This is a genomic window from Nocardiopsis gilva YIM 90087 (genome assembly GCF_002263495.1).
Lineage (GTDB): Bacteria > Actinomycetota > Actinomycetes > Streptosporangiales > Streptosporangiaceae > Nocardiopsis_C > Nocardiopsis_C gilva.
In genome coordinates, this window is the sequence record NZ_CP022753.1 from 2034289 (window position 1) to 2056249 (window position 21961).

The following is a 21961-nucleotide window of genomic DNA, read 5'->3' on the forward strand; positions in this document are numbered from 1 at the left end:
TACCCTCTGGCGGAGTTCGGTGGGGACCCGGTCGCGGCTGCGTTAGCTTTCGATCCGGACCCGGCGGAACCCGTAGGAGGTCAGCGGGTGCCCGGTGACGGAGGGCTCCAGGCCCTTGACCTTCTTGTGGAAGCCGTCGACGGTGTTGACGAAGCCCCAGATGATGTAGCCGCCGCGCTCGTACTCGATCTTCATGGCCTTCTTGAGGATCTTGTTGCGCTCGTCGTCGTCGACGGTGGACCGCGCCTTCTCGATGAGCTCGATCCACTCCTCGTCGTCCCAGTGGGTCTCGTTGTAGGCGGCGTCGGGCATGGAGCTCTGGGCGGTCTGCGCGAGGTAGTTGCGGCTGCTCCAGTAGTCCTGGGCGAAGGTCCACTTCAGGTAGTTGTCGCCGTAGAACTCGGTGGAGGTGAGCTGCTTGAGGTTGACCGTGACGCCGGCCTTCTTGGCCTGCTCCTTGAAGACCTGGGCCGCGCCCACGGCGCCCGGGCTGATCTCGCCGGTGACCAGCTCGACCTCCAGGCCGTCTTCGTACCCGGCGTCGGCGAGCAGCTTCTTGGCCTTCTTGATGTCCTGCTCGCGCTGGGGCAGGTCGTCGTTGTAGGCGGGGTCGAACCGGCTGTACATGTCGTTGCCGACGCTGCCGTAGCCGGACAGGGCCTGCTTGACCATCTGCTCGCGGTCCACGATGAGGCGGAAGGCCTGGCGGACGCGCTCGTCGTCGAAGGGCTTCTTGTCGACGCCCATGGTGAACGGGAGCCACATGCCGGTCTCGGAGTCGAGGATCTTCAGGTTGTCGTTGGCGTCGACGACCTTGATCTGGCTGTGCGGCAGCTGGCTGATCGCGTCGACCTGCCCGCCGACCAGCGCGTTGACCCGCGCGGTCTCGTCGGGGAAGTTGAGGATCTCCAGCTCGTCGATGTGCGGCTCGCCCTTGCGCCAGTAGTCCTCGTGCTTGGTGAACAGGCTGCGCTCGCCGGGGGTGAACTCCGCGAACTTGAAGGGGCCGGCGCCGACGGGCTTCTTCGGGTCGTAGCCCTCCGGGACGATGCCCACGCCGTACTCGGCGAAGACCTCGAGCAGGTTGACGTAGGGGTCGGTGAACGGCAGCTCGACCGTGCGGTCGTCGACCTTCTTCATCTTGTCCCGGTCGAGCGTGGCGAACTGCTCGGCGGTGCTGCCCGGGTCGTCGGGGTCGGTGATGCGCTTGAGCGTGAAGATGACCGCGTCGGCGGTGACGGCCGAGCCGTCGTGGAACTTCAGCCCCTCCTTGAGCTTGACGGTCCACAGGGTGGCGTCGTCGTTCGGCTCGACCGACTCGGCGAGCACCATCTCGATCGAGTAGTCGGGGTTGAAGCCGCACAGGCCGTCGTAGAGGTTGTACACCCGCGCGATGTCGGTGTTGTCCGTGGCCTTGTGCGCGTCGAGGGTGTCCTTCGCGGACCCGCCGGCGACACCGACCCGGAGCCGTCCGCCTTCGGTGCCGCCCGAAGCGTCACCGCCGCCGCAGGCCGAGAGCGCGGGGAGGACCGCGGCGCCGGCGGCACCGGCCATCAGGACGGTGCGGCGGCTGGGGGCGGCGGCCGTGCGCGGGTCGTCGGACCGCTGGGCGGGGTTCTGCTGGGGGCGATGGTCGGGCAGGGGCTGGGACGGCACTGGGGACCTCGTTCGAACGGGGACAGAAGCGTGGGCACGGCACCAGGCGGCGGGCTCGCGCGCGAGCCAACCGGGTGACGGGGGGAAGCCCGTGTGGGCGACAGGCGCGGGCGCGGATCACGGTGAGCGGGGCCCACAGTGAGCAGGGTTCAGGGGTGAACGCAGGTCACAGTGAGCACAGGCCACGGCGAGCACGGCTCGCACCGGACTTACTGATGTTCACTAGCCCCGATACTTACGTCAAACCGTGTTCATATGATTACCATGGGTGCAGATTGCGTTCGATTGTGATGTGTCGTGAAGTGTCGGTTTCGTGCGCGGAAGCGAAGGTGAACAGCGGTGTTGCGTGTGTGCACCGGTGGGCGCGCGGGGTCGTTGCGTAGCGCGGAAATGCGTGCGCCGGAGCCCCGAATGCGGCGTTCGGGGCTCCGGCGGCGTGACGGAATCGATGTCGGTAGGTAGCGAAACCTTGTTGTTTAAGGTTGATTTATGGCGTTTTGTCCTTTATCAAGCGGACGCTTGCTTCTCCAGTTCCTCCGGCCCCATGACGAACTCCGGATCCACCTGCGCCGACAGGTCGGCACCGGTGGCCTTATCGGCCCACGCGCGGGCGTTGCGCAGGTGGAACTCCACGGTCTGCCGAGTGAACGCCGCCCAGTCCTTGGGGCGGGCGTCGACGGTGTCGCGCATCCAGGCGAGGGTCTTGACGTTCTCCTCCTCCAGGTGCTCCAGCGGCGGGTGCTGTCCCTTCTCCATGGCGCGCACGAACCGCGACTGGCCGAAGCACGCGGCCAGCGCGTCTCCGACGTGCTCGCGCAGGAACTCCACGTCCTCGGCGTCGCACACCTTGTTGCCGATGACCTTGATCGCGACCCCGTGGTCGCGGGCGTAGTCGGCGTACTGCCGGTACACCCCGACGCCGCGCACCGTCGGCTCGGCCACCAGGAACGTCACGTCGAACCGGGTGAACAGGCCCGAGGCGAAGGAGTCCGCCCCCGCCGTCATGTCCACCACCACGTACTCGCCGGCGCCGTCGACGAGGTGGTTGAGGTAGAGCTCGGCGGCGCCGATCTTGGAGTGGTAGCAGGCGACGCCCAGATCGCTCTCCTCGAACGGGCCGGTGGCCATGAGGGTCGCCCCCGCGGCCCGGTGTCCGAAGCGCTGGTGGATCGGGTTCGCGGGGGAGAGGTCCAACAGCCGGGAGCCGCGGCCCGGCGGGGTCGTCTTGACCATCTCGTCGGCCGACCCGATGCGCGGGTTGTCGCCGCGCAGCAGCTCCTTGATCTCACGGATGTGCGCGCCCAGCGGCGGCACGCGGGCGGGCGCGTCGGCCTCGATGCCCAGAGCGGCGCCCAGGTTCTGGTTGATGTCGGCGTCGATCGCCACGACCGGGAGCCCGGTATCGGCCAGGTAGCGGGTGAACAGGGCGGAGAGCGTGGTCTTCCCGCTGCCGCCTTTGCCGGCGAATGCGATTCTCACCTGTGGTCCCTTCTGCTGGGGGCGGTGTTGAGGGAAAGGCCCGTCGGCGGGGTGGCAGGCGTGCGCTCGCGACGCATCCCGTCGCGCCCGTCCCGGTTATGGCGGACACGGCTGCGGGAGCGCGCACTGCCGGAAGCACGCCCGCGCGGGAGCCGCCGTCGGGCGGAACCCTCGATGGGAATGATTATCGTTGCATTCCAGGGGTGGTGAGGGCGAATTGATCGGATCGTGTCGTGGCGGATCCGCCGTGCGCCCGCAGGCGCGGACCGCCCCTCGGGCGCGGCCGCGCGGGCGCCCTGATTGCCCCGTAATTGCTGGTCAGAGGTGATTTCGTGAACCGAACACGATTTCCTTTGTCGTATCGCGATGGGACACGTGGCCATGTTTTGTGGGGTATCCGAGATCCGCGGGGCCGCCGTGTGCTGTCCTGGTCATGGTGCGCCGTTGTCTAAGGTGAGGCCATCGGCTACTGCCGGGTGATGGGAGTGACACGGGGATGACCGATTCGCAGCGACTCCAGGAGTACGCCGCTGCCGACCCCTTCGACGCGCCCACGCTGGAGGCGACCGAGTTCGCCGAACCGGCCACCGACCACACGGTGTGGAGCTGCGTCGGCAATCTGACCGCCGTCCGTTCCATCCGCGCCCGGGTGCGCGACTTTCTGACCGGGACGAACATCCCCGTCCCCCTCCTCGACGACGCCGAGCTCGCCGCCAGCGAACTGGCCACCAACGCGCTGCTGCACTCGCGCTCCGGCCAGGTCGGCGGCGTGATGACGCTGTTCATCCGGCGCGACAGCGAGCGCGTCCGCGTCGCCGTCGCGGACCAGGGAGAGAAGCGCGACGGCACCACGGCCGACGGCGCCACCCGCGAAGGGCACGGCGACTACGGCCGCGGCAAGCTGATCATCGAGAGCTGCACGTCGCGCAGCGGCGAGTACCGTACCGACAGCACCCACGTGGCCTGGTTCGAGATCGACCTGCCGGACCGCGGCGATCCCCTGTCGGCCCTCTGAGGGCCGGGCCCGACTCCCGGGCCGACTCGGCCGCGGGCGGCGGTGCGGCGGACGGGAACGCCCCCTGAGAGGGGAAGCCCGCACCGTCGGCGCGCGGTTACACCCGTGCGGGGACCGGGGAGCCGTGCACGGTGACGTCGAAGGCCTTGAGGTCCTCGCGCATGTCGGCCTCGGTCTCGCTCGTCGTTGTGACCACGGACGCCCCGTTCCACAGCGCGACCGCGACGAGGGCGGACCGCACCGGTTCGGGCATGTGCGGGTCGGCGGCGACGGTGTCCTCGGGGGTCAGCGCGAGGTCGGCGGACAGCCGGCGGAACGTGCCCAGTAGGTCGGTGTGGCTGTGCAGGGTGGTGAGGACGTTGTCGGCGGCCCCCTGGTAGGCGAGGATCCCGTTGTCGAACAGGCCGCGCGTGGGGTCGTAGCCGCTGCCGTCGGGGCTGGGCAGCAGCAGTTCGCCGAACGGCGTGGTGTCGGGCGCGTCGCCGAAGGCGATGATCTGCCGCACCCGGGAGCGGTCGGCCAGCTCCAGCGCGATCCCCGCGAAGGGGACGGACACCAGGAGCAGCCGGACATCGGTCCGGGTGAGGACCTCGATCAGGGTCTCCAGGTCCGAGGTGAGCTCCAGCGGGAGCGCGATCCCGCCGACGGCCATCACGGTGTAGACGGCGGTGTGCCGTTCCGGTGAGACCGGTGCCAGCACCCCCACGACGTCACCGGGGCACATCCCGCGGCGGCTCAGCCCCGCGGCCGCCCGTTCCACGGTCACCGCGAAGGACAGGGTGTCGACCGGTCGGCCGTCCTGGGCGGAGGTCACCGTCGCGCGGCCCCCGCGGCGCCGCAGGCGGTCGGCGAGCCCGCCGGTGAGTGATCCCACGGGCCCAGTGCCGTCGTCCGCCGGGTACGGCCATTCCAGGCCGGAGCGTCCGGTCAATCGGCCGACCCTCATACATCCCCCACATCGAAGCTGGCCAAGCTGTCGCCGACACGGTCACGGACGCCGACGCACCGCCGCGGTGATCGCCGGCCGGGCTCGTCACGCCCCCTCCACGTGGCGAGCCCGGAAGCACCGTGCCTGTCGGTGCCGCGGGTGCCTCCCCTCTGCGCACCCGCGGTCGCACGGTTCTTCAGCGATGCCCTGGAGGCGGGAGAGGGAGCGGTCGTCCTGATCCGCCCCATCGCCCTCGCGAAGAACGGAGACCAGCGCCGGCTGGCGGATCCGTCCTCCGTTGTCGCCTCCACGGCTCCCTGGAGATCGACGCTCCAGGGCGCATGAGGCGCCCTCGTGCCGGTCGCCGTTCGGGTCACGGCGGAGTGCGATCTCATGGCTCCAGACCCTAGCGTTATCCCGCGCTTTTGCACATGCATCGTCGTGTGCAGTTGCATATGTAGTTTTCGTGTGCCGCTATGCACAACCGATGAATGCGCAGGTCGATGGGGTTTATTGGGAAACCGTAGGGGCGTTGATCCATGCGGCGATCTGCTTTCGGGACGTGAACCCCGTCTTGCGGTTGATATTGGCGACATGCCGCGCCACCGTGGCGGGGGTGATGAACAGTTCCTCGGCGATCGCGCGATTGCTCTTGCCCTCGCCGACGAGCCGGGCGATTTCGTACTCCCGACGGGTCAGGGTCTCCTCCGGCGCCTTGGCGTGGTTCATCCGGCCGGGACGCGGTCGGGGAACTCGGCCCGCCTCGGTGATGTGCAGCGCCAGGGCGGCCGCTTCGTCGACGTCCATCGCGAACCCCTCGTCCCACCAGGCGGAGAGGGACGCGGGGTCGCCGTCGTAGGCCGTCCCCTTCAGCGGCCACGACCGCGTGGCGGTGGCCGGACCGGTCTCGCCGCGGATGGCGGCGGCCGCCCCGCCCAGTCGGCAGGCGCCGTCCACCATGCCCTCGCTGGCGGCGACGCGGGCGATGGAGGCGAGCGCGGCGGCGACACCGCGGCGCAGCCCGGCGCTGTGGCTCTGCAGCAGGCTCTCGGAGAGGTAGTCGAAGGCCTGGGTGGTGGCGCCGAGGGCGTGCGCGATGCGCCCCACACCCGCCAGACAGCGGGACAGCTCGGCGGCGGAGCCGAAATCGCGCTGGATGTCCAGCGACTCCCGGTAGCAGCGGTCGGCCCCGGCCAGGTCGCCGCGTGCCTCGGCGGCGATGCCCTGGCCGATGAGCATGGACCCGACTCCCCAGCGGTGGTCCATGCCCCGCAGGACCATCATCGCGGTGCTGTAGTGCACGTCGGCGCGGGCGAAGTCGCCGCACTGGGTGGCGAGCATGCCCTGGGTGCCCAGGGCGACGGCCTCGTTCCACAGGTCGCCGGTCTTACGCGACAGCTCCAGGACCTCGGAGAGCCGCTCACCCGCCCGGTCGTAGGCGTGCTCCCGGACGTCGACCATGGCGAGCAGGTTCTGCCCCATGATGAGCGACTCGGTGTCCCTGGACACACGGCAGCGCACCAGGCCCGCCTCGCCGATCTCCGACGCGTAGCGATGGTCCCCCTCGGCCCGGGCGAGCTCGGCGCGGCGGACCATGGCCCGGCCGCGCAGCGCCTCGGCGACCCCGCCCATCTCCAGGAAGCGGTCGTTCCAGACGCCGCCCTCGATGAAGTGGGATCCGGTGACCCAGAACGGGCACAGCCCGACGCACAGCCGCAGCCCCTCCTCGGCGTCCCCGCGCTCCCTCGACCAGTGCAGGGCCTCGCGCAGGTTGTCGTACTCGGTGATGACCCGTGTCCAGGAGGCGTAGCGCTGCGCCCAGGGCATCGCACGGCCGAGAACGGCCGTGCGGTGGAGCTCCTCGGCGATGAGGATCATCTGCTCGCGATGGCGGAGCCGGAACGCCTCCTCCTCGCCCGCCTCGATCAGCCGGTGGGCCATGAAGCGGCGGACGGCGCTGGGCAGACGGTAGCGGACCCGGCCCTGCGCCTCGCCGTCGAGGGTGATCAGCGCGCGGCTGGCCAGAGACGACAGCAGGTCGAGGATCTCGGCCTCGGGCAGCGGGCCGTCCGGGCAGACCCGCTCGGCCAGCTCCAGATCCCAGTCGGCAAACACCGACAGGCGCCGCAGCAGGATTCTCTCGCGCAGGCCGAGCCGCTCATAGCTCCACCGGATGACCGCGATCATCAGCCGGGCGCGGTCGGCGGCGCCGGAGTGCCGGGAGTACAGCTCCTGGACGCGCTCACGGAGCTGCTGGGCGATCTCGGGCAGCGGAATTCTGCGCACCCACGAGGCCACGAGTTCCACGCAGTAGGGGATGCTGTCGAGCACACCGCAGATGTCGGCGATGATCCGCAGGTCGTCGGCGTCGGCGGTGAAGCTGGGGGACGCCGCTCTCGCGCGGTCGACGAAGAGCCGGACGGCCTCCGACGAGGTCGGGTCGCGCTCCTTCTCACGGGGCGGCGGGGACAGCGGCGGGACCCGCCAGATGGCCTCGCTCTCCAGCCGGACCGGCTCCTCGGCGGTGATCAGCATCGACACGGTGGGGCAGTCCGCGAGGATCCGGTGGCAGACATCGGCGAGCAGTTCGAGAACGGGGCCGCAGCCGTCCAGGACGAGCAGGAGCCGACGCCGGGCCAGGGCATCGCGCAGCGTGTACTCCAGGTCGCGCCCGGCCTCCTCGGCGACACCGACGGCGGCGGCGATGCGCGCGATGACCTCGTCGCGGCCCCGCGCCTGGGTGAGTTCGACCAGCCAGACGCCATCGGGAAAGGACCCGGTGGCGTGGGCGGCGACGCGCAGTGCCAGCCGGGTCTTGCCGATACCGTTCACGCCGCACAGCGTGACCACACGATCCGCGTCGAGCAGCCGGAGTAGATCGCTGAGATCGCGCTCTCGGCCGATGAAACTGTCGGAGTCCAGTGGGAGGTTCTGCCGCGCTGGCGCGGTCTGAGGTGCCATGGCCTTCACGCGATAGGCGGTCGGGGGCCGCTCTCACCTTGCCTGGAGGTAAGGGCGGGGTGTCGATGTTCGGAAGGGTCGGGGCGGATTATGCCGGGGATTCCTTCGCAACGTCAGCGTTGTGTGCCCTGAGCTTCTGTCTTAGTAGGTGTCGTTGCCCCACGCAAGCGATACCGGGAATCTTGTGCGTGTACGCAGGAACATGTCCGGCGTAGCCGACTTCGGCGGGCCGAATCAGGAACCCAATCCGTGCCGTCTCGCCCATTCCGCGAGCTGAGTTCTGGAAGTGAAGAGAAGTTTGCGGAATATGTTGGCGATGTGCCGCGCGGCGGTCGCCTGACTGATGATCAGCCGATCGGCGATCTGTCGATTGGTCAGTCCGTCGCCCACCAGCGCCGCGATCTCCCGTTCCCGGGGCGTGAGGGCGGACGGCGCTTCGGACAGCAGGGACGACGAGAGCTCGGAGGCGGGCGGCTGGGCGTCCGCCGGGGGCATGTCGGGGGACGGCGGGGACAGCTGCGCCGACGGCGGTGTCTCCCAGGCGGTGGCCGTACCGGTGGGAAAGGACAGCGCCTTCTCGACGACCTGATCGACGGGCAGGTTCCGCCAGGCCTCCCACGCCTTGTCCGCGGCCTCGGGCGGCAGGACCTCCTTGACCTGGCCCAGCAGCCGCGCGGCGTGGTCGGAGGGCTGGTCGAGCCGCTGGCGCAGCGCCGCGGCGACCCCGGCCAGCGACGCCGCGCGGTCGGGCTGCTCCTCGGCGACCGCCAGCGCGGCCAGGGCCTCCAGCGCGCGCGCCACCCCGCCGCGGCGGCCGGAGGCCACACTGATCCGCAGACAGCCGGAGAAGTGGCGGCGGGCCCGGGGATGTCGCGGCGGGCCAGTTCGAGGTAGCCCACGGCGGCCGTGCAGCGGGCGGTCTCGGGGGCCACCCCCAGCTCGGTGAAGATGCGCAGCGCCTTGTCGAGCTGGCGGGTCGCGGCGTCGAGGTCGCCGCGTTCCGTGGAGAGCACGCCCAGCCGGTTCAGCGAGCGGGCGACGCACCACTGGTCACCGATGGACTCGCCGATCGAGATGCTGGTGTTGAGCAGCTGCTCGGCCGCCTCGTTCTCGCCCCGGCGTTTGGCGACGCGGGCGAGCACGTCCAGGGACGTCACCTCGGTGAAGGGGTCGTCGATCTCCTTGGCGGCGCGCAGCGCCTGGTGCCCGTAGCCGTAGGCCGCGGGGTTGTCGCCGGTGCGCGCCGCCATCGTGGCCAGCGCGCACAGGGATATGGCCCGTGCCGTGGGGTCGCCGCACGCCCGGGCGAGTTCCAGGGCGTCCAGGGCCGCGTTCTCCGCTTCCTGCGCCCCCTCGACGTCCAGGCACAGCTCCGCGTAGACCGCCAGGCCCCGGGCCCGCACCGGCCGGGACTGCCGCTCCGGGTCGGTGGCGAGCAGCTGCTGGAGGTGGGCGGTGCCGTCGGTGAAGAGTTCGCGGATGAACCAGTAGGGGCGCAGCGCCAGGCAGAGGCGGATGCCCTCCTCGGCTCGGCCCCGGTGCTTCACCCAGTCGAGCAGCCGGGTGGCGTTCTCCCGGTGGTGGTCCAGGCGCCGGAGGTAGCGCAGCCGATCGGCCCACGGAAGCGAGCCGCCGACCACGGCGGCCATGTTCTCCAGCCAGCACACCGACTCGCGCAGGCAGCGCTCCCACAGCCCGTCCTCCTCTCCGGCCTCGGCCAGCCGCTCGGCGGCGTAGGCCCGCACGGTGTCGGGGAGGCGGTAGTGGACGGTTCCGTCGATCTCGTTGTCGACGACGATCAGCGACTTGTCGACGAGGGAGCAGTGCAGGTCGAGGACGTCTTCGCGCTCGAGGCCGCTGTGCGAGCAGACCTCCTCGGCCATCTCCAGGCTCCAGGTGGAGAACACCGAGAGGCGGCGGAGCAGGATCTGCTCGGCCTCGCTCAGCAGGTCGTGGCTCCATTCGAGGGCGCCGCGCATGCTGCGCTGGCGCGCCGGGAGGTCGTGGCCGTCCGTGGCGAGCAGCCGGAACCGGTCGTCGAGCCGGTGCAGGATCTGCTGGACGGACAGGATCCGGATCCGGGCGGCGGCCAGTTCGATGGCGAGGGGGACCCCGTCGAGCATCCGGCAGACGTCGATGATCTGCTCGGAGTTCTCCCGCGTCATTTCGAACCCGGGGCGGACGGCGTGGGCCCGGTTGACGAACAGCTGCACCGCCTCGTAGCGCAGGGCCTCCCGGTGCGGGAGCCGGACCAGGGCGGTCCCGGACGCCGCGACCGGGGCCGGGCGGGCGGGAAGGGACAGCGGGGGCACCCGCCAGATGTTCTCCCCGGCGACGCGCAGCGGCTGACGGCTGGTGGCCAGGATCCGCAACCCCGGGCAGGAGGCCAGGAGGCGCTTGCACAGCGCGCCCACGGAGGCCGCGGCGAGCTCGCAGGTGTCGAGCAGGAGCAGCACGCGCTGGGGGCGCAGCGAGGTGACGAGGGCGTCGGCCGTCTCGTCCCCGTGGCCCTCGCGTATCTGCAGGACCCGCGCCAGAGAGCGGACGACCTGATCGTGTGTGGTGCTCTCGCTCAGGTCGACGAACCACGCGCCGTCGGGAAACGTGGACACCAGGCGGTCGGCCACGTGGACCGCGAGGCGAGTCTTGCCGATGCCCCCGGTGCCGGTGAGGGAGACCAGGCGCGAATTGCCGAGGAGGCGGCAGAGGTCGCTGATGTCGCGTTCGCGTCCGATGAAGTCATCGGCGGACAGGGGCAGATTATGGCGAGGGTCTGACATGGCCTCGTTCACTGGGCGACCGCGTTCCACGGAGCCGTTCGGGCGCGCTGGCGGGGCGCGCCGGCGCGGACGTGAGCACTGGTACGTAGTGTTCCATGCGGAGAGGCGCCTGTCTGTAGCCATGACCAGTTCCGGTTACCGGCTGGACACGAGGGGTCGGGTGTGGCCCATGTTCAGCGGCACGTCAGGCGCGCGTCAAGGGACCCGTCGTCCAGGCGGAGTGGCCGATGCGGGGCGGGCGCGACAGCGACTGTCGGCCCGCCCCGAGCCCCGCCCGACGGTGGATCAGGCGGAGGCCGGTCTCGGCGTCCAGGTCGTGGGGTCGGCCTCGGTCTGCTCGCCCGTTCCGAGGTCCTTCACCTCGTGCTTCCCGCCCTCCTCGAACGGCGGGAACCAGACGAAGGGCACGCCCTTCTTGGACGCGTACTGGATCTGCTTGCCGAGCTTGGCGGCCTGGTGGAAGACCTCGGTGTTGAACCCGCGCCCGCGCAGCAGGGCCGCGGTACGCAGGGCCTCGTCACGGCGCTCGGCGCTGGGCACGACCACCATGACGTCGGTCGGGCAGGTGCGGCCAGCCGTGATGCGCCCCTCGGCGACGAGCTTGGCGAAGATCCGGGTCAGGCCGATGGAGATGCCCACCCCGGGCAGCTTGCGCTTGATGAACTGGCCGGCCAGGTCCTCGTACCGGCCCCCCGCGCAGATGCTCCCGTAGCCCGGGTCGTCGTCGAACGAGGCCTCGTACACCGTGCCGGTGTAGTAGTCGAGGCCGCGGGCGATGGACAGGTCGGCCACGACGCTGCCGCGCGGCAGGTCCGACAGCGAGTCCAGGACGAAGCCGAGTTCGTCGAGTCCCTCGGAGAGCAGCTCGGAGGTGACGCCGAGCTTCTTCACCTGGTCGATGACCGAGGTGTCGGCACCCTTGATGCGGGCGAGCTCCAGGCACGCGGAGATCTGCTCCTCCGCCAGCCCCAGTCGCCCCTCGGCGGTGTCGGCCAGGATCGCGCGGACGCCCTCGTCGCCGATCTTGTGCAGCTTGTCGACGGCGCGGATGACGGCGAGCGGGTCGTCGATGCCCAGGCCCTCGTAGAAGCCCTGGAGCACCTTGCGGTTGTTGATGTTGATCGTCCAGGCGGGGATGTCCAGGCCCGACAGGATCTCGTGGACGATGCGCGGCAGCTCGGCGTCGAAGTGCAGCGGCACGTTGTCGACGTTGATGACGTCGATGTCGCACTGGGTGAACTCGCGGTAGCGGCCCTCCTGGGGGCGCTCGCCGCGCCACACGCGCTGTATCTGGTAGCGCTTGAAGGGGAAGACCAGCTCGTTGAAGTACTGGGCGACGTAGCGCGCGAAGGGCACCGTGAGGTCGAAGTGCAGGCCCAGGCGGGCGTCGGTGTCGTCCGCTGCGTCTGCCTGCAGCCGCTGCAGCGTGTAGACCTCCTGGGAGGTCTCGCCCTTGGCCATCAGCACGTCGAGGTTCTCGACCGAGGGGGTCTCGACCGAGGCGAAGCCGTAGCGCTCGAACCCGGCACGGATATGGTCCAGCCAGCGCTGCTCCACGGACCGGATCTCGGGCAACCACTCGGGGAAGCCGCTGATGGGCGTGGGTCGAAGGACGCGCTGATCGGACATGGGTTCGGTGGGCTCCTTAGGGCTGGCACCGGAGGGATCGGCGCCTAGGTGTCGCGACGTCGGCCGACGGATGACCGGTGCGGATCGGGTCGGCCGGGATCAGCTCAATGGTAGGCCCTCACCCCCCGTGAAGGGGAACCGGTGGACACGGCGCGGCGGTGCGCCGCGTGCGTGCTCAGTGGGGCGGCCCCCGTGATGGGAGGGCGGGCCGGGAGGCCCCACCGGCTCACGTGGACGGAATGCGCGCCGGTGGGGCCGTCGGGCACGGGCGGAGCATCGACCGATGCGGACCGACGTCGCGGTGCGACGTCGGCGAACGGCCCCACGCTCAGCGTGCCGAAGAGGTCCGGCCCGTCGGGCGGCCGTGCGATCATCGCGTGCCAGGTGCGCGATCACGGTCGCCTCGGGGTCGTGCCTCCTCTTCACGTTAGACCTCCGCGCGCGAGAGGCCCAGTATTCGCGACGGCCGAAATGGGCCGCTCACAATGTCATAAAGGCGGGCATTGCGGGCATGACGTCTGTTCGTGGGTCGTCCACCTCGCGGCCAGGGTGTTTTCTCGGCGCGGATGCGGAGGGGCCGATACCGGAGAGTGGATGTGCGCCGCATCTCATGCCGGGAAACTGTGGCGAAGCGGTCACCTGACGGAGTCCCGTGGTGCTAGGTTCGCTCAGTGGTGGTATTCCTACCAGTGGGCCACGATCCCCGAACGGCGCAGGGTCCGCGTCCGAAGAACGCCTCCAGGAGAATTCGCTGCGCCGGACCCCCGTGTCGTGAGGACAAGAGAAACCAGTGAACGAGTCGCCGAAACTCTCCACCAAGATCATCATTGCCGGCGGTTTCGGTGTCGGCAAGACCACCCTGGTCGGGGCGGTCTCGGAAATCCCGCCGGTCCGCACGGAGGCCGCGGTCACCGCGGCGAGCGCGGGCATCGACGACCTTTCCAAGACCCCGGAGAAGTCCAGTACCACCGTCGCGATGGACTTCGGCCGGATCTCGCTCGACACCGACCTGACCCTGTTTCTTTTCGGTACACCCGGCCAGCAGCGGTTCTGGTTCATGTGGGACGACCTGGTGCGCGGAGCACTCGGCGCGGTCATCCTCGTCGACACCCGCCGACTGGAGGACTCCTTCCAGGCCCTGGACTATTTCGAGAAGCAGTACAGACTGCCGTTCATGATCGCGGTGAACGCCTTCGAGGACGATCCGGGGTATACGCCCGACGACCTGCGCGACGCCTTGGACCTCGCCCCGGATGTGCCGGTGATGTGGTGCGACGCGCGCGACCGGCAGTCGGCGCTCAACGTCCTGGTCGCCCTGGTCAAGCACGCCATGGACATGGAGGCGCGGCAGCGGGAGCAGCTCGTCCACTGACGACCCACGGCTGGCGCCACCCGGCCCCACAGGGTGAGACGAACGCCGGATCCCTTGCCCCGTAGGCGGTTTCACGTTTCTCAGCCGTTGCCTCGCCCCTCTACACTTTCGCTCGCCATGATCATTGTCCAGAGGGGCGGGCTCGTATGCGCAGGATCCTGGTGTGCGGCGCGGGCCAGTCCGGTCTGCAGCTGGCGCTGGGCTTGCAGGAGGCGGGGTACGACGTCACGGTCGTATCCGCGCGGACACCGGACGAGATCCGATGGGGTTACGTCACCTCCACCCAGTGCATGTTCGACGGCGCCTTGGCTATCGAGCGCGAGCAGCGGCTCAACCTGTGGGACGGGGCCGCCCCGCGGATCGGGGGACTCGGGGTCTCGGTGGGGGGCGTGGGCGGCAATGGGCGCTCCGTCGACTGGCTCGGACGGCTGGACGGCCCGGCGCAGTCGGTGGACCAGCGCGTGAAGATGGCGCGGTGGCTGGAGGAGTTCCAGCGCCGCGGCGGCACGGTGGTGGTGCACGGCGCCACCGTCTCCGATCTGGAGGGCTACGCGCGCCTGTACGACCTCGTGATCGTCGCCACGGGCAAGGGCGAGCTGGTCGAGCTGTTCGACCGCGACGACCGCCGGTCCCGACACGCCGCGCCGCAGCGATCACTGTCGGTGGTCTACGTGCACGGCATGGAACCCCGGCCGGAGCATCCCCATGTGCCGGCGGTGCGCTGCAACCTCATCCCCGGCGTGGGCGAGCTGTTCGTGATGCCGGCCCTGACCCACAGCGGACCGTGCGACATCCTGTTCTTCGAGGGCATCCCCGGTGGCCCGCTCGACGTCTTCGGTGACATCCGCACGCCGCAGGAGCACCTGTGGCGGACCCTGGAGCTGATGCGGCTGTTCACCCCGTGGGAGTACGAGCGGTGCCGCGGCGTGGAACTCACGGACGCCCGGGCGGTGCTCACCGGCGGGTACACCCCGGTGGTGCGGCACCCCGTGGGCCGGTTGCCGAGCGGGCGGACCGTGCTGGGAATGGCCGACGCCGTCGTGGCGAACGACCCGATCACCGGGCAGGGGTCCAACTCCGCGAGCAGGTGCGCGGCCCTTTACCAGCGGGCGATCCGCGCGCACGAGGACCGACCCTTCGATGAGGCGTTCATGACCGCGACCTTCGAGCGGTACTGGGCCTACGCCCGGCACGTGACGGCGTGGACCGACGCCATGCTGGCCTCTCCGGCCCCGCACATGCTGCGGCTGATCGAGGCCGCCGAGCGGCACCAGGGGATCGCCGACCGCTTCGCCAACGGCTTCGACGACCCCGCCGACCTGGAGTCGTGGTTCCTCGACCCGGTCGGCGCGGCACGCTACCTCGCCTACATCACCATGGACGAGGACTGAGGAGCACACGCGAGGATGCGCGCCCGTGACCACCGGGGATGGAGTGGGAAGGCGATGGGCACGGGCGCGCGGGCCGGATGACGCGGCGGTAAGGAGGGGGCCGGTTACTCGGCGCCCTCCGTCAGGAGGGCCTCGGTGCGCTTGCGCACGTCCTCATCGTCGAGTCCGCGGATCATGACCGTGGTGCGGCGGCGCAGCACGTCCTCCGGGCTGACCGCCCACTCGTGGTCGCGGGCGAAGACGACCTGCGCCCAGATGTCCGGGCCGTCGGGGTGGATGCGCTCGCCGAGCGACGGGTCGCGGCGCACCAGCTCGGCGATGTCCATGGACACGCTGCCGTAGTGGGTGGCGAGGTGCCGGGCGACGAGCGGGTCCATCCGCACCGGCGGCTCCTGGTCGACCATCAGGCGGTGGGCGATGCCCTCCGGGCGGCCGAGGCCCGGCAGCGGGACGGTCTTGAGGGTCGGGCTCATCTCCTCGGCCAGCGGCACCGAGCCGACCTTCTTCAGCCGGTCGATCACCATCTGGCCGATGTGGCGGTAGGTCGTCCACTTGCCGCCGGCGACCGACAGCATGCCGCCGCGGCCCCGCGTCACCACGGTCTCGCGCTTGGCGGAGCTGGTGTCGCCCGGGCCGCCGGGCAGGACGCGCAGACCGGCGAAGGCGTAGTTGATCTTGGACGGGTCCAGCTGGGCGGAGTCGATCGCGGTGCCGGCCTCGCCCAGGATCTGGTCGATGTCGCTCTGCACGACGCCGACGTCGGCCGGGTCGCCAACGTACTCCTCGTCGGTGGTGCCCAGCAGCAGCTGGCCCTCCCACGGGATGGCGAAGGAGACGCGGTACTTGTCCACCGGAATGGTCAGCGCGGCGTGCCACGGGCGGTCGGCCTTGACGACCAGGTGCGCGCCCTTGGACAGCCGGATGCTCGGGTCGGCGGCGGAGTCCTCCATACGGCGCAGGTGGTCGACCCACGGGCCGGTCGCGTTGAGCACCAGCCGGGCGTTGATCCCGAACTCGGTGCCGTCCACGCCGTCGCGCAGCTCGGCTCCGGTGACCATGCCGTTCGTGGTGCGCAGGCCCTCCACGCGCGCGTGGTTGAGGACGACGGCACCGGCGTCGACGGCGGCGCGCACGGTCATGATCGCCACGCGGCTGTCGTTCATCTGGTGGTCGCCGTAGGCGGCCACGGCCTTGAGGTTGCGGGTGGTGAGCCCGGGGACGAGGCGCTGGGCGTTCGCGGGCGACTTGATGTGGCCGACGCCGTCGCCGAAGGCGGACAGCGCCGAGTAGAGGAACACGCCCGCGCCCATCTTGGCGGCGCCGTGCGGGCCGCCCTTGTACACCGGAACGAGGAACGGCATCGGGTTGACCAGGTGCGGTGCGACCGCGCTGGACAGGGCGCGGCGCTCGCGGTGGTTCTCCGCGACGAGCTTGACGTTGCCGGTCTGCAGGTAGCGCAGGCCGCCGTGGACCAGTTTCGAGGAGGCGCTGGAGGTGGCGCCCGCGAAGTCACCGGCGTCGACCATGGCGACACGCAGCCCGGCCTGGGTGGCCATCCAGGCGACGGACGTCCCGAGGATGCCGCCACCGATGACGAGCAGGTCGAAGGTGCCGCGGGTGAGCTCGGTGCGGGCCTGTTCCCGTGTCGGGTGGGTGAGCTGGGGCGAGGTGATCGTGCGCATCAGTGGGTCAACCTGTTCGATCCGGTTGGGCGGGTGGGCTCGTCGGGGGTGTGGGTGGGCATGGACGGTCATGGACGGTTGTCGGCGGCTGCCCGCCCCCGCGAGACGCCGCCAGTGGTGCGATGCGTGCCGTAGTGTCGGCTTTCTGGTGCCGACGCCGCGATCGGGACACCGCTACTTGGGGTCGGTAAGGGCTCGCCGGCGGACCGGCAAACAGTCAATGGCTAACGCGTAACACTGCCGACCATCGTTCGACAATGTCGAACGTATAGGAAAAGAGTGCATCCGCCGAAGGCCACTGTCAACTCCCCTTTTTCCACTTATACGCTCCGCGACCGACCCCGCCGACAGCGGCCTCGCGGTGCGTCGCCAGCGACGGCGGCAGGCGTGCTGCGTTCGGCATCGTCGAAGGCTAACGGCGGTGTGAGGGCGTGTGCGTACGCCGAGGAGACGCAATCGTGAACTCGTGATGGAACCCTTCGAGACGTGGCGGCGTTACCCTTGCGTGGTGTTCGGACGAATGGCTGAAACCGTCCGCCGGATGCTGGGCAAGCCCGGCGCGGTGGACCTGCGGCCCTATACCAAGCTTTTGCAATCGATCGAGGCCCGTGAGCCCGAGCTGCGCGAACTGAGCGACGCCGAGCTCACCGACAAGGCCACCGAGCTCGGCAACGCCGAGCTTCCCTATGACCGGGGCGATCTGATCGAGCTGTGCGCGGTGGGCCGCGAGGCCGCGCGGCGGACGCTCGGCGAACGTCCCTTCGACGTCCAGCTGCTCGGCGTGATGGCGCTCCTCGACGGACATATCGCCGAGATGGCCACCGGCGAGGGCAAGACCCTGGCCGGGGCGCTGGCCGCCGCCGGGTTCGCGCTGCGCGGCCAACGCGTGCACGTCCTCAGCGTCAACGACTACCTGGCCCGGCGCGACGCCGAGTGGATGCGCCCGCTGTACGACCTCCTCGGCGTCGCTGTCGCCTGGATCGGCGAGGAGTCCACCACCGCGCAGCGCCGCCTCGCCTACTCCGCCGACATCACCTACGCCTCCGTCAGCGAGCTGGGCTTCGACATGCTGCGCGACCGCATGGCCACCGACACCGACCAGCGGGTCGTCCAGGAGGCCGGCGTCGCGCTCATCGACGAGGCCGACTCGGTCCTGGTCGACGAGGCCCGGGTGCCGCTGGTGCTGGCCGGTGCGGCGGAGAGCTCCGAGGCCGACGAGGAGATGGCCGAGCTCGTCCGCACGCTCAAGCCCGGGATCCACTACGAGATCGACAGCGACGGCCGCAACGTCCAGCTCACCGACGCGGGCATCGACACCGTGGAGCGCGCCCTCGGCGACATCGACCTGTACTCCGAGGACGACACCTCCGTTCTGCCGCGGGTCAACCTGGCCCTGCACGCCCATGTGCTGCTCCAGCGCGACGTCCACTACGTCGTGCGCGACGGCGGGGTCCGCCTGGTCAACGAGTCGCGGGGCCGCATCGCGCTGCTCCAGCGCTGGCCCGACGGCCTGCAGGCGGCGGTCGAGGCCAAGGAGAAGGTCGCGGTCAGCGAGACCGGCGAGGTGCTCGACTCGATCACCGTGCAGGCGCTGGCCCTGCGCTACCCGACCCTCTGCGGCATGACCGGCACCGCCATGTCCGTCGCCGACCAGCTCCGCGAGTTCTACGAGCTCGAGGTCGCGGTCATCCCGCCGAACAAGCCGAACATCCGCGTCGACGACGCCACCCGCCTCTACGCCACGCGCGAGGAGAAGGAGGACGCCCTCGTCGACGAGGTCACCGAGGTGCACGCCACCGGGCGGCCCGTCCTCATCGGCACCCAGGACGTCGCCGAATCCGAGCTGCTGGCCAAGCGCCTGGCCGACGAAGGCCTGGAGTGCGTGGTCCTCAACGCCAAGAACGACGCCGACGAGGCCTCCATCATCGCCGAGGCCGGGAAGTACGGCGCGATCACCGTCTCCACCCAGATGGCGGGCCGCGGCACCGACATCCGCCTGGGCGGAAGCGACATGAGCGACCGCGACCGCGTGGTGGAGGCCGGCGGCCTGTACGTCATGGGCTTCGGCCGCTACCCCAGTAGCCGTCTCGACGACCAGCTGCGCGGCCGCGCCGGACGCCAGGGCGACCCCGGCGGTACGCTCTTCTTCGTCAGCGTCGAGGACGACCTCGTGGCCAACAACGCCCCGGAGACCTCCGGGTACCGGCCGGAGGCCGACGGGGAGATCACCGACCCGAGCTGGCTGAGCACGGTCGACCACGCCCAGCGGGTGTCCGAGGGGCAGCTGCTGGACATCCATCGCAACACCTGGCGCTACAACAAGCTGATCGACGTCCAGCGCAGCGTCGTACTGGAGCACCGCGAGTCCGTGCTCACGGAGAACCTGGCCGACCGGCAGCTGGCCGTGGACTGCCCGGCCCAGCACGGCGATCTCGTGGAGGAGGTCGGCAAGGACGAGGTCGCGCGCGCCGCCCGGCTGATCACGCTGTACCACCTCGACCGCGGCTGGACCGACCACAACGCGTTCCTCGCCGAGCTGCGGGAGGGCATCCACCTGCGCTTCCTGGGGCGCCGCGACCCGCTCGACGAGTTCAACCGCGACGCCGTCCCGGCCTTCAAGGGCTTCCTGGACGAGGCGCGCACCCGGGCGGCCGAGACGTTCGCCGAGACCGAGGTCGTCGACGGGAAGATCGATGTCGCCGCCGTCGGCGTCAAGCGCCCGTCCATGACGTGGACCTACATGGTGCACGACCACCCGTTCAGCACCGACTTCGAGACCGTGGTCGGCCGCCTCAAGGGCGCCCGGCGCGGCGAGGAGTCCTAGGGACGCCAGCCCCGGGGTAGGCCTGGCCCTACCTCGGAAACTCCGGCCAGACCGGTGTTGCCGCAGCTCGGCGGATGCATAGCGTTGGCGCCGTGACTGCGAATGACCCGCGAACACCGCTGAACGCCGTGCGCCGCCGGAGGTATGTGCTCTCCGCCTGGCCGTGGCGGTCCCTCGCCTACCTCCTGACGGCGCTGCCGCTCATGTCGGCCGTGACGCCGGTGGTGACCGTCCTCACCCTGCCGTGGTGGTTGCTGGCGGTTCTCTGGAACGACCATGCCGGGGCACAGGCGGGCGCGCCGACCCCGACGCAGTTGGCGGCCTCCGCCGTCCTGGTGCTCATCGGGGTGGCCGCGTTCGCCGCGTGCGCCCCGCTGGTGGCGCTGCCCCTGGCCGAGGTGGAGCGGAGGCGGCTGGGGATCATCCACACCGAACCCGCGACGAGTGGCCACCGCACCCCGACCGCCCCCGGTCCGGCCCCATGGCTGCGGCTGCGCTACAGCGAGGCGGTGACCTGGCGGGAGACCGCCTACCTGCTGCTGTTCGTCCCGCTCACCCTGGCCACGTGGGCGGTGGTCGGCGGGGCGGCGGTCCTCGTCGCTGTGCTGCTGCTCGGCCCACTGCTGGTCATGGGGCAGGACGAGCCCATCTCGATGGGGATCCAGCGGATCGACGATCCGGTCGAGGCCCTGCCCTACGCACTGGTCGGGGTGGTCCTGCTCGTGGCGGCGGTCTACCTCGTGGCCCTGGCCGCCGGCGGACACGGGGCGCTGGCGCGGGTGCTGCTGCAGGGACCGGCGAGAGGCGAGTTGGAGGCGGAGCTGACCGAGGTGACCCGCTCCCGCGCCCGGCTGGTGGACGCCTTCGAAGCTGAGCGCCGCCGGATCGAGCGGGACCTGCACGACGGCGCGCAGCAGCGCCTGGTCGCGCTCACCATGCAGCTCGGCCTGGCCAGGCTGGACCTGCCCGCCGGCTCCCCGGCGGCCCGCACCCTCGAAGCAGCGCATGACCAGGCCAAGGAGCTCATCGTTGAGATGCGCGAACTCGTGCGGGGGATCCACCCGAAGGTCCTCACCGACCTCGGGCTGCCCGCCGCCCTGCCCGACCTGGCCGACCGCTGCGCGCTGCCGGTGGACGTGGCCGTCGACCTGCCGCATCGGCTCCCGCCGCACATCGAGGGCACCGCCTACTTCGTGGTGGCGGAGACCGTGACCAACGTCGCCAAGCACAGCGGGGCGACGGCCGCGTCGGTGCGGGTGCGCCTGGAACAGGGCCGTGCGGGCGACCGGAAGGCGGTCGGGACCCCCGACCTGCTGGTGGTGGAGGTCTCCGACAACGGACACGGCGGAGCGGAGGTCGGAACCGGCGCGGGCACCGGCCTGACCGGCCTGGCGGACCGCGTCGCCGTGATGGACGGCAGAATGTTGCTGTCCAGCCCGCCCGGCGGGCCGACCGTGGTGAGAGTGGAGCTTCCGTGCGACCGGATGGACCAGAACGCGCACACCAGCGGCGCGGGGCGGCCGGAACCGGGGAACAGGCCGTGACCCGCGTCGTTCTCGCGGAGGACGGGGTCCTGCTGCGCGAAGGCCTGTCGGGGCTGCTGGAGCGCTTCGGGTTCACGGTGGCGGCCGCGGTCGGCGACGCCCCGGCGCTCCTCGCCGCGGTGCGCGAGCATCGGCCGGACCTCGTCATCACCGACATCCGGATGCCGCCGGGCTTCAGCGACGAAGGCCTGCGCGCGGCGGTGGAGTTGCGCAGGGATCAGCCGGGTCTGGCCGTCGTGGCGCTGAGCCAGTACGTCGAGCAGAGCTACGCCGGGGATCTGCTGGAGTCCGGCGACGGGAGCGGGGTCGGCTACCTCCTCAAGGAGCGGGTCGTCGACATCGAGGACTTCGTCCGGACGCTGCGCACGGTGCTGGACGGCGGGACGGTGGTGGATCCCCAGGTGGTCCGCCAGCTGCTGGTCCGCCGGCGCGATCCGCTGGCCCGGCTGTCGCCGCGTGAGCGCGAGGTGCTGGAGCTCATGGCCGAGGGCCACTCCAACGCCGCGATCGAGCGGCGGCTGTTCCTCAGCGAGGCGGCGGTCGGCAAGCACATCGGCAACATCCTGGCCAAGCTCGACCTGCCCCCGGATGACGATGTCAACCGCCGCGTCATGGCCGTGCTGGCCTTCCTGCGGAGCGACTGAGGGGAACCGCGGGTGAAGGTTTCGGACATCGCGTACGCGCAGACATTCGAGCGCGA

Annotated in this window: 13 protein-coding genes and 1 pseudogene; 7 read left to right on the plus strand and 7 right to left on the minus strand. The window is 70.6% G+C overall.

What is annotated here, in order from left to right; genetic code table 11:
- Positions 1 to 42: 42 nt before the first annotated feature.
- Positions 43 to 1656: an ABC transporter substrate-binding protein gene (locus CDO52_RS09450; protein ID WP_017617564.1), complete on the minus strand. Its 1614-nt coding sequence runs from the start codon at positions 1654 to 1656 to the stop codon at positions 43 to 45.
- 507 nt (positions 1657 to 2163) lie between these two features.
- Positions 2164 to 3135 (minus strand): ATP-binding protein, encoded by a 972-nt coding sequence (locus CDO52_RS09455; RefSeq protein ID WP_017617565.1) that lies wholly within the window; start codon positions 3133 to 3135, stop codon positions 2164 to 2166.
- Positions 3136 to 3631: 496 nt separating this feature from the next.
- On the opposite strand from CDO52_RS09455, the gene CDO52_RS09460 reads away from it, so the two are divergent.
- On the plus strand, positions 3632 to 4150 hold the full coding sequence (locus CDO52_RS09460; RefSeq protein WP_017617566.1) for an ATP-binding protein: 519 nt from the start codon (positions 3632 to 3634) through the stop codon (positions 4148 to 4150).
- Between the two features lie 97 nt (positions 4151 to 4247).
- On the opposite strand, the gene CDO52_RS09465 is transcribed toward CDO52_RS09460, so the two are convergent.
- Complete coding sequence (locus tag CDO52_RS09465; RefSeq protein WP_017617567.1) at positions 4248 to 5081, minus strand: AMP-binding protein; 834 nt, start codon at positions 5079 to 5081, stop codon at positions 4248 to 4250.
- 156 nt (positions 5082 to 5237) lie between these two features.
- Here CDO52_RS09465 and CDO52_RS09470 point away from each other — a divergent pair, with 156 nt between their 5' ends.
- Entirely contained in the window at positions 5238 to 5423 is a 186-nt protein-coding gene (locus CDO52_RS09470) for a hypothetical protein (RefSeq protein ID WP_017617568.1), read from the plus strand.
- Between the two features lie 165 nt (positions 5424 to 5588).
- Here CDO52_RS09470 and CDO52_RS09475 read toward each other — a convergent pair whose 3' ends face one another.
- The 3 genes and pseudogenes from CDO52_RS09475 to hisS form a co-directional block, all read right to left on the minus strand.
- On the minus strand, positions 5589 to 8039 hold the full coding sequence (locus tag CDO52_RS09475; protein WP_033299506.1) for a LuxR C-terminal-related transcriptional regulator: 2451 nt from the start codon (positions 8037 to 8039) through the stop codon (positions 5589 to 5591).
- 234 nt (positions 8040 to 8273) lie between these two features.
- Positions 8274 to 10819: pseudogene (locus CDO52_RS09480) on the minus strand (tetratricopeptide repeat protein).
- 285 nt (positions 10820 to 11104) lie between these two features.
- A complete protein-coding gene (gene hisS, locus CDO52_RS09485; protein WP_017617572.1) occupies positions 11105 to 12448 on the minus strand; it encodes a histidine--tRNA ligase in 1344 nt (447 codons plus the stop codon).
- 790 nt (positions 12449 to 13238) lie between these two features.
- Between hisS and CDO52_RS09490 the strand changes: the two genes are divergently transcribed.
- Both CDO52_RS09490 and CDO52_RS09495 read left to right on the plus strand, forming a co-directional pair.
- Positions 13239 to 13820: a GTP-binding protein gene (locus CDO52_RS09490; RefSeq protein ID WP_017617573.1), complete on the plus strand. Its 582-nt coding sequence runs from the start codon at positions 13239 to 13241 to the stop codon at positions 13818 to 13820.
- 146 nt (positions 13821 to 13966) lie between these two features.
- A complete protein-coding gene (locus CDO52_RS09495) occupies positions 13967 to 15211 on the plus strand; it encodes a styrene monooxygenase/indole monooxygenase family protein (RefSeq protein WP_017617574.1) in 1245 nt (414 codons plus the stop codon).
- A gap of 104 nt (positions 15212 to 15315) precedes the next feature.
- Here CDO52_RS09495 and CDO52_RS09500 read toward each other — a convergent pair whose 3' ends face one another.
- Positions 15316 to 16893, minus strand: a complete 1578-nt coding sequence (locus CDO52_RS09500; RefSeq protein WP_017617575.1) for a glycerol-3-phosphate dehydrogenase/oxidase — start codon at positions 16891 to 16893, stop codon at positions 15316 to 15318.
- 520 nt (positions 16894 to 17413) lie between these two features.
- Between CDO52_RS09500 and secA2 the strand changes: the two genes are divergently transcribed.
- The 3 genes from secA2 (at position 17414) to CDO52_RS09515 (ending at position 21905) form a co-directional block, all read left to right on the plus strand.
- Positions 17414 to 19717, plus strand: a complete 2304-nt coding sequence (gene secA2 / locus CDO52_RS09505) for an accessory Sec system translocase SecA2 (protein WP_026125578.1) — start codon at positions 17414 to 17416, stop codon at positions 19715 to 19717.
- Positions 19718 to 19809: 92 nt separating this feature from the next.
- Positions 19810 to 21261, plus strand: a complete 1452-nt coding sequence (locus CDO52_RS09510; RefSeq protein WP_232524424.1) for a sensor histidine kinase — start codon at positions 19810 to 19812, stop codon at positions 21259 to 21261.
- The gene (locus tag CDO52_RS09515) at positions 21258 to 21905 is read left to right on the plus strand and encodes a response regulator transcription factor (RefSeq protein ID WP_017617577.1); all 648 of its coding nucleotides are present in this window, start codon (positions 21258 to 21260) and stop codon (positions 21903 to 21905) included. Before CDO52_RS09510 ends, CDO52_RS09515 begins: the two co-directional genes overlap by 4 nt.
- The last annotated feature ends 56 nt before the right edge of the window (positions 21906 to 21961 follow it).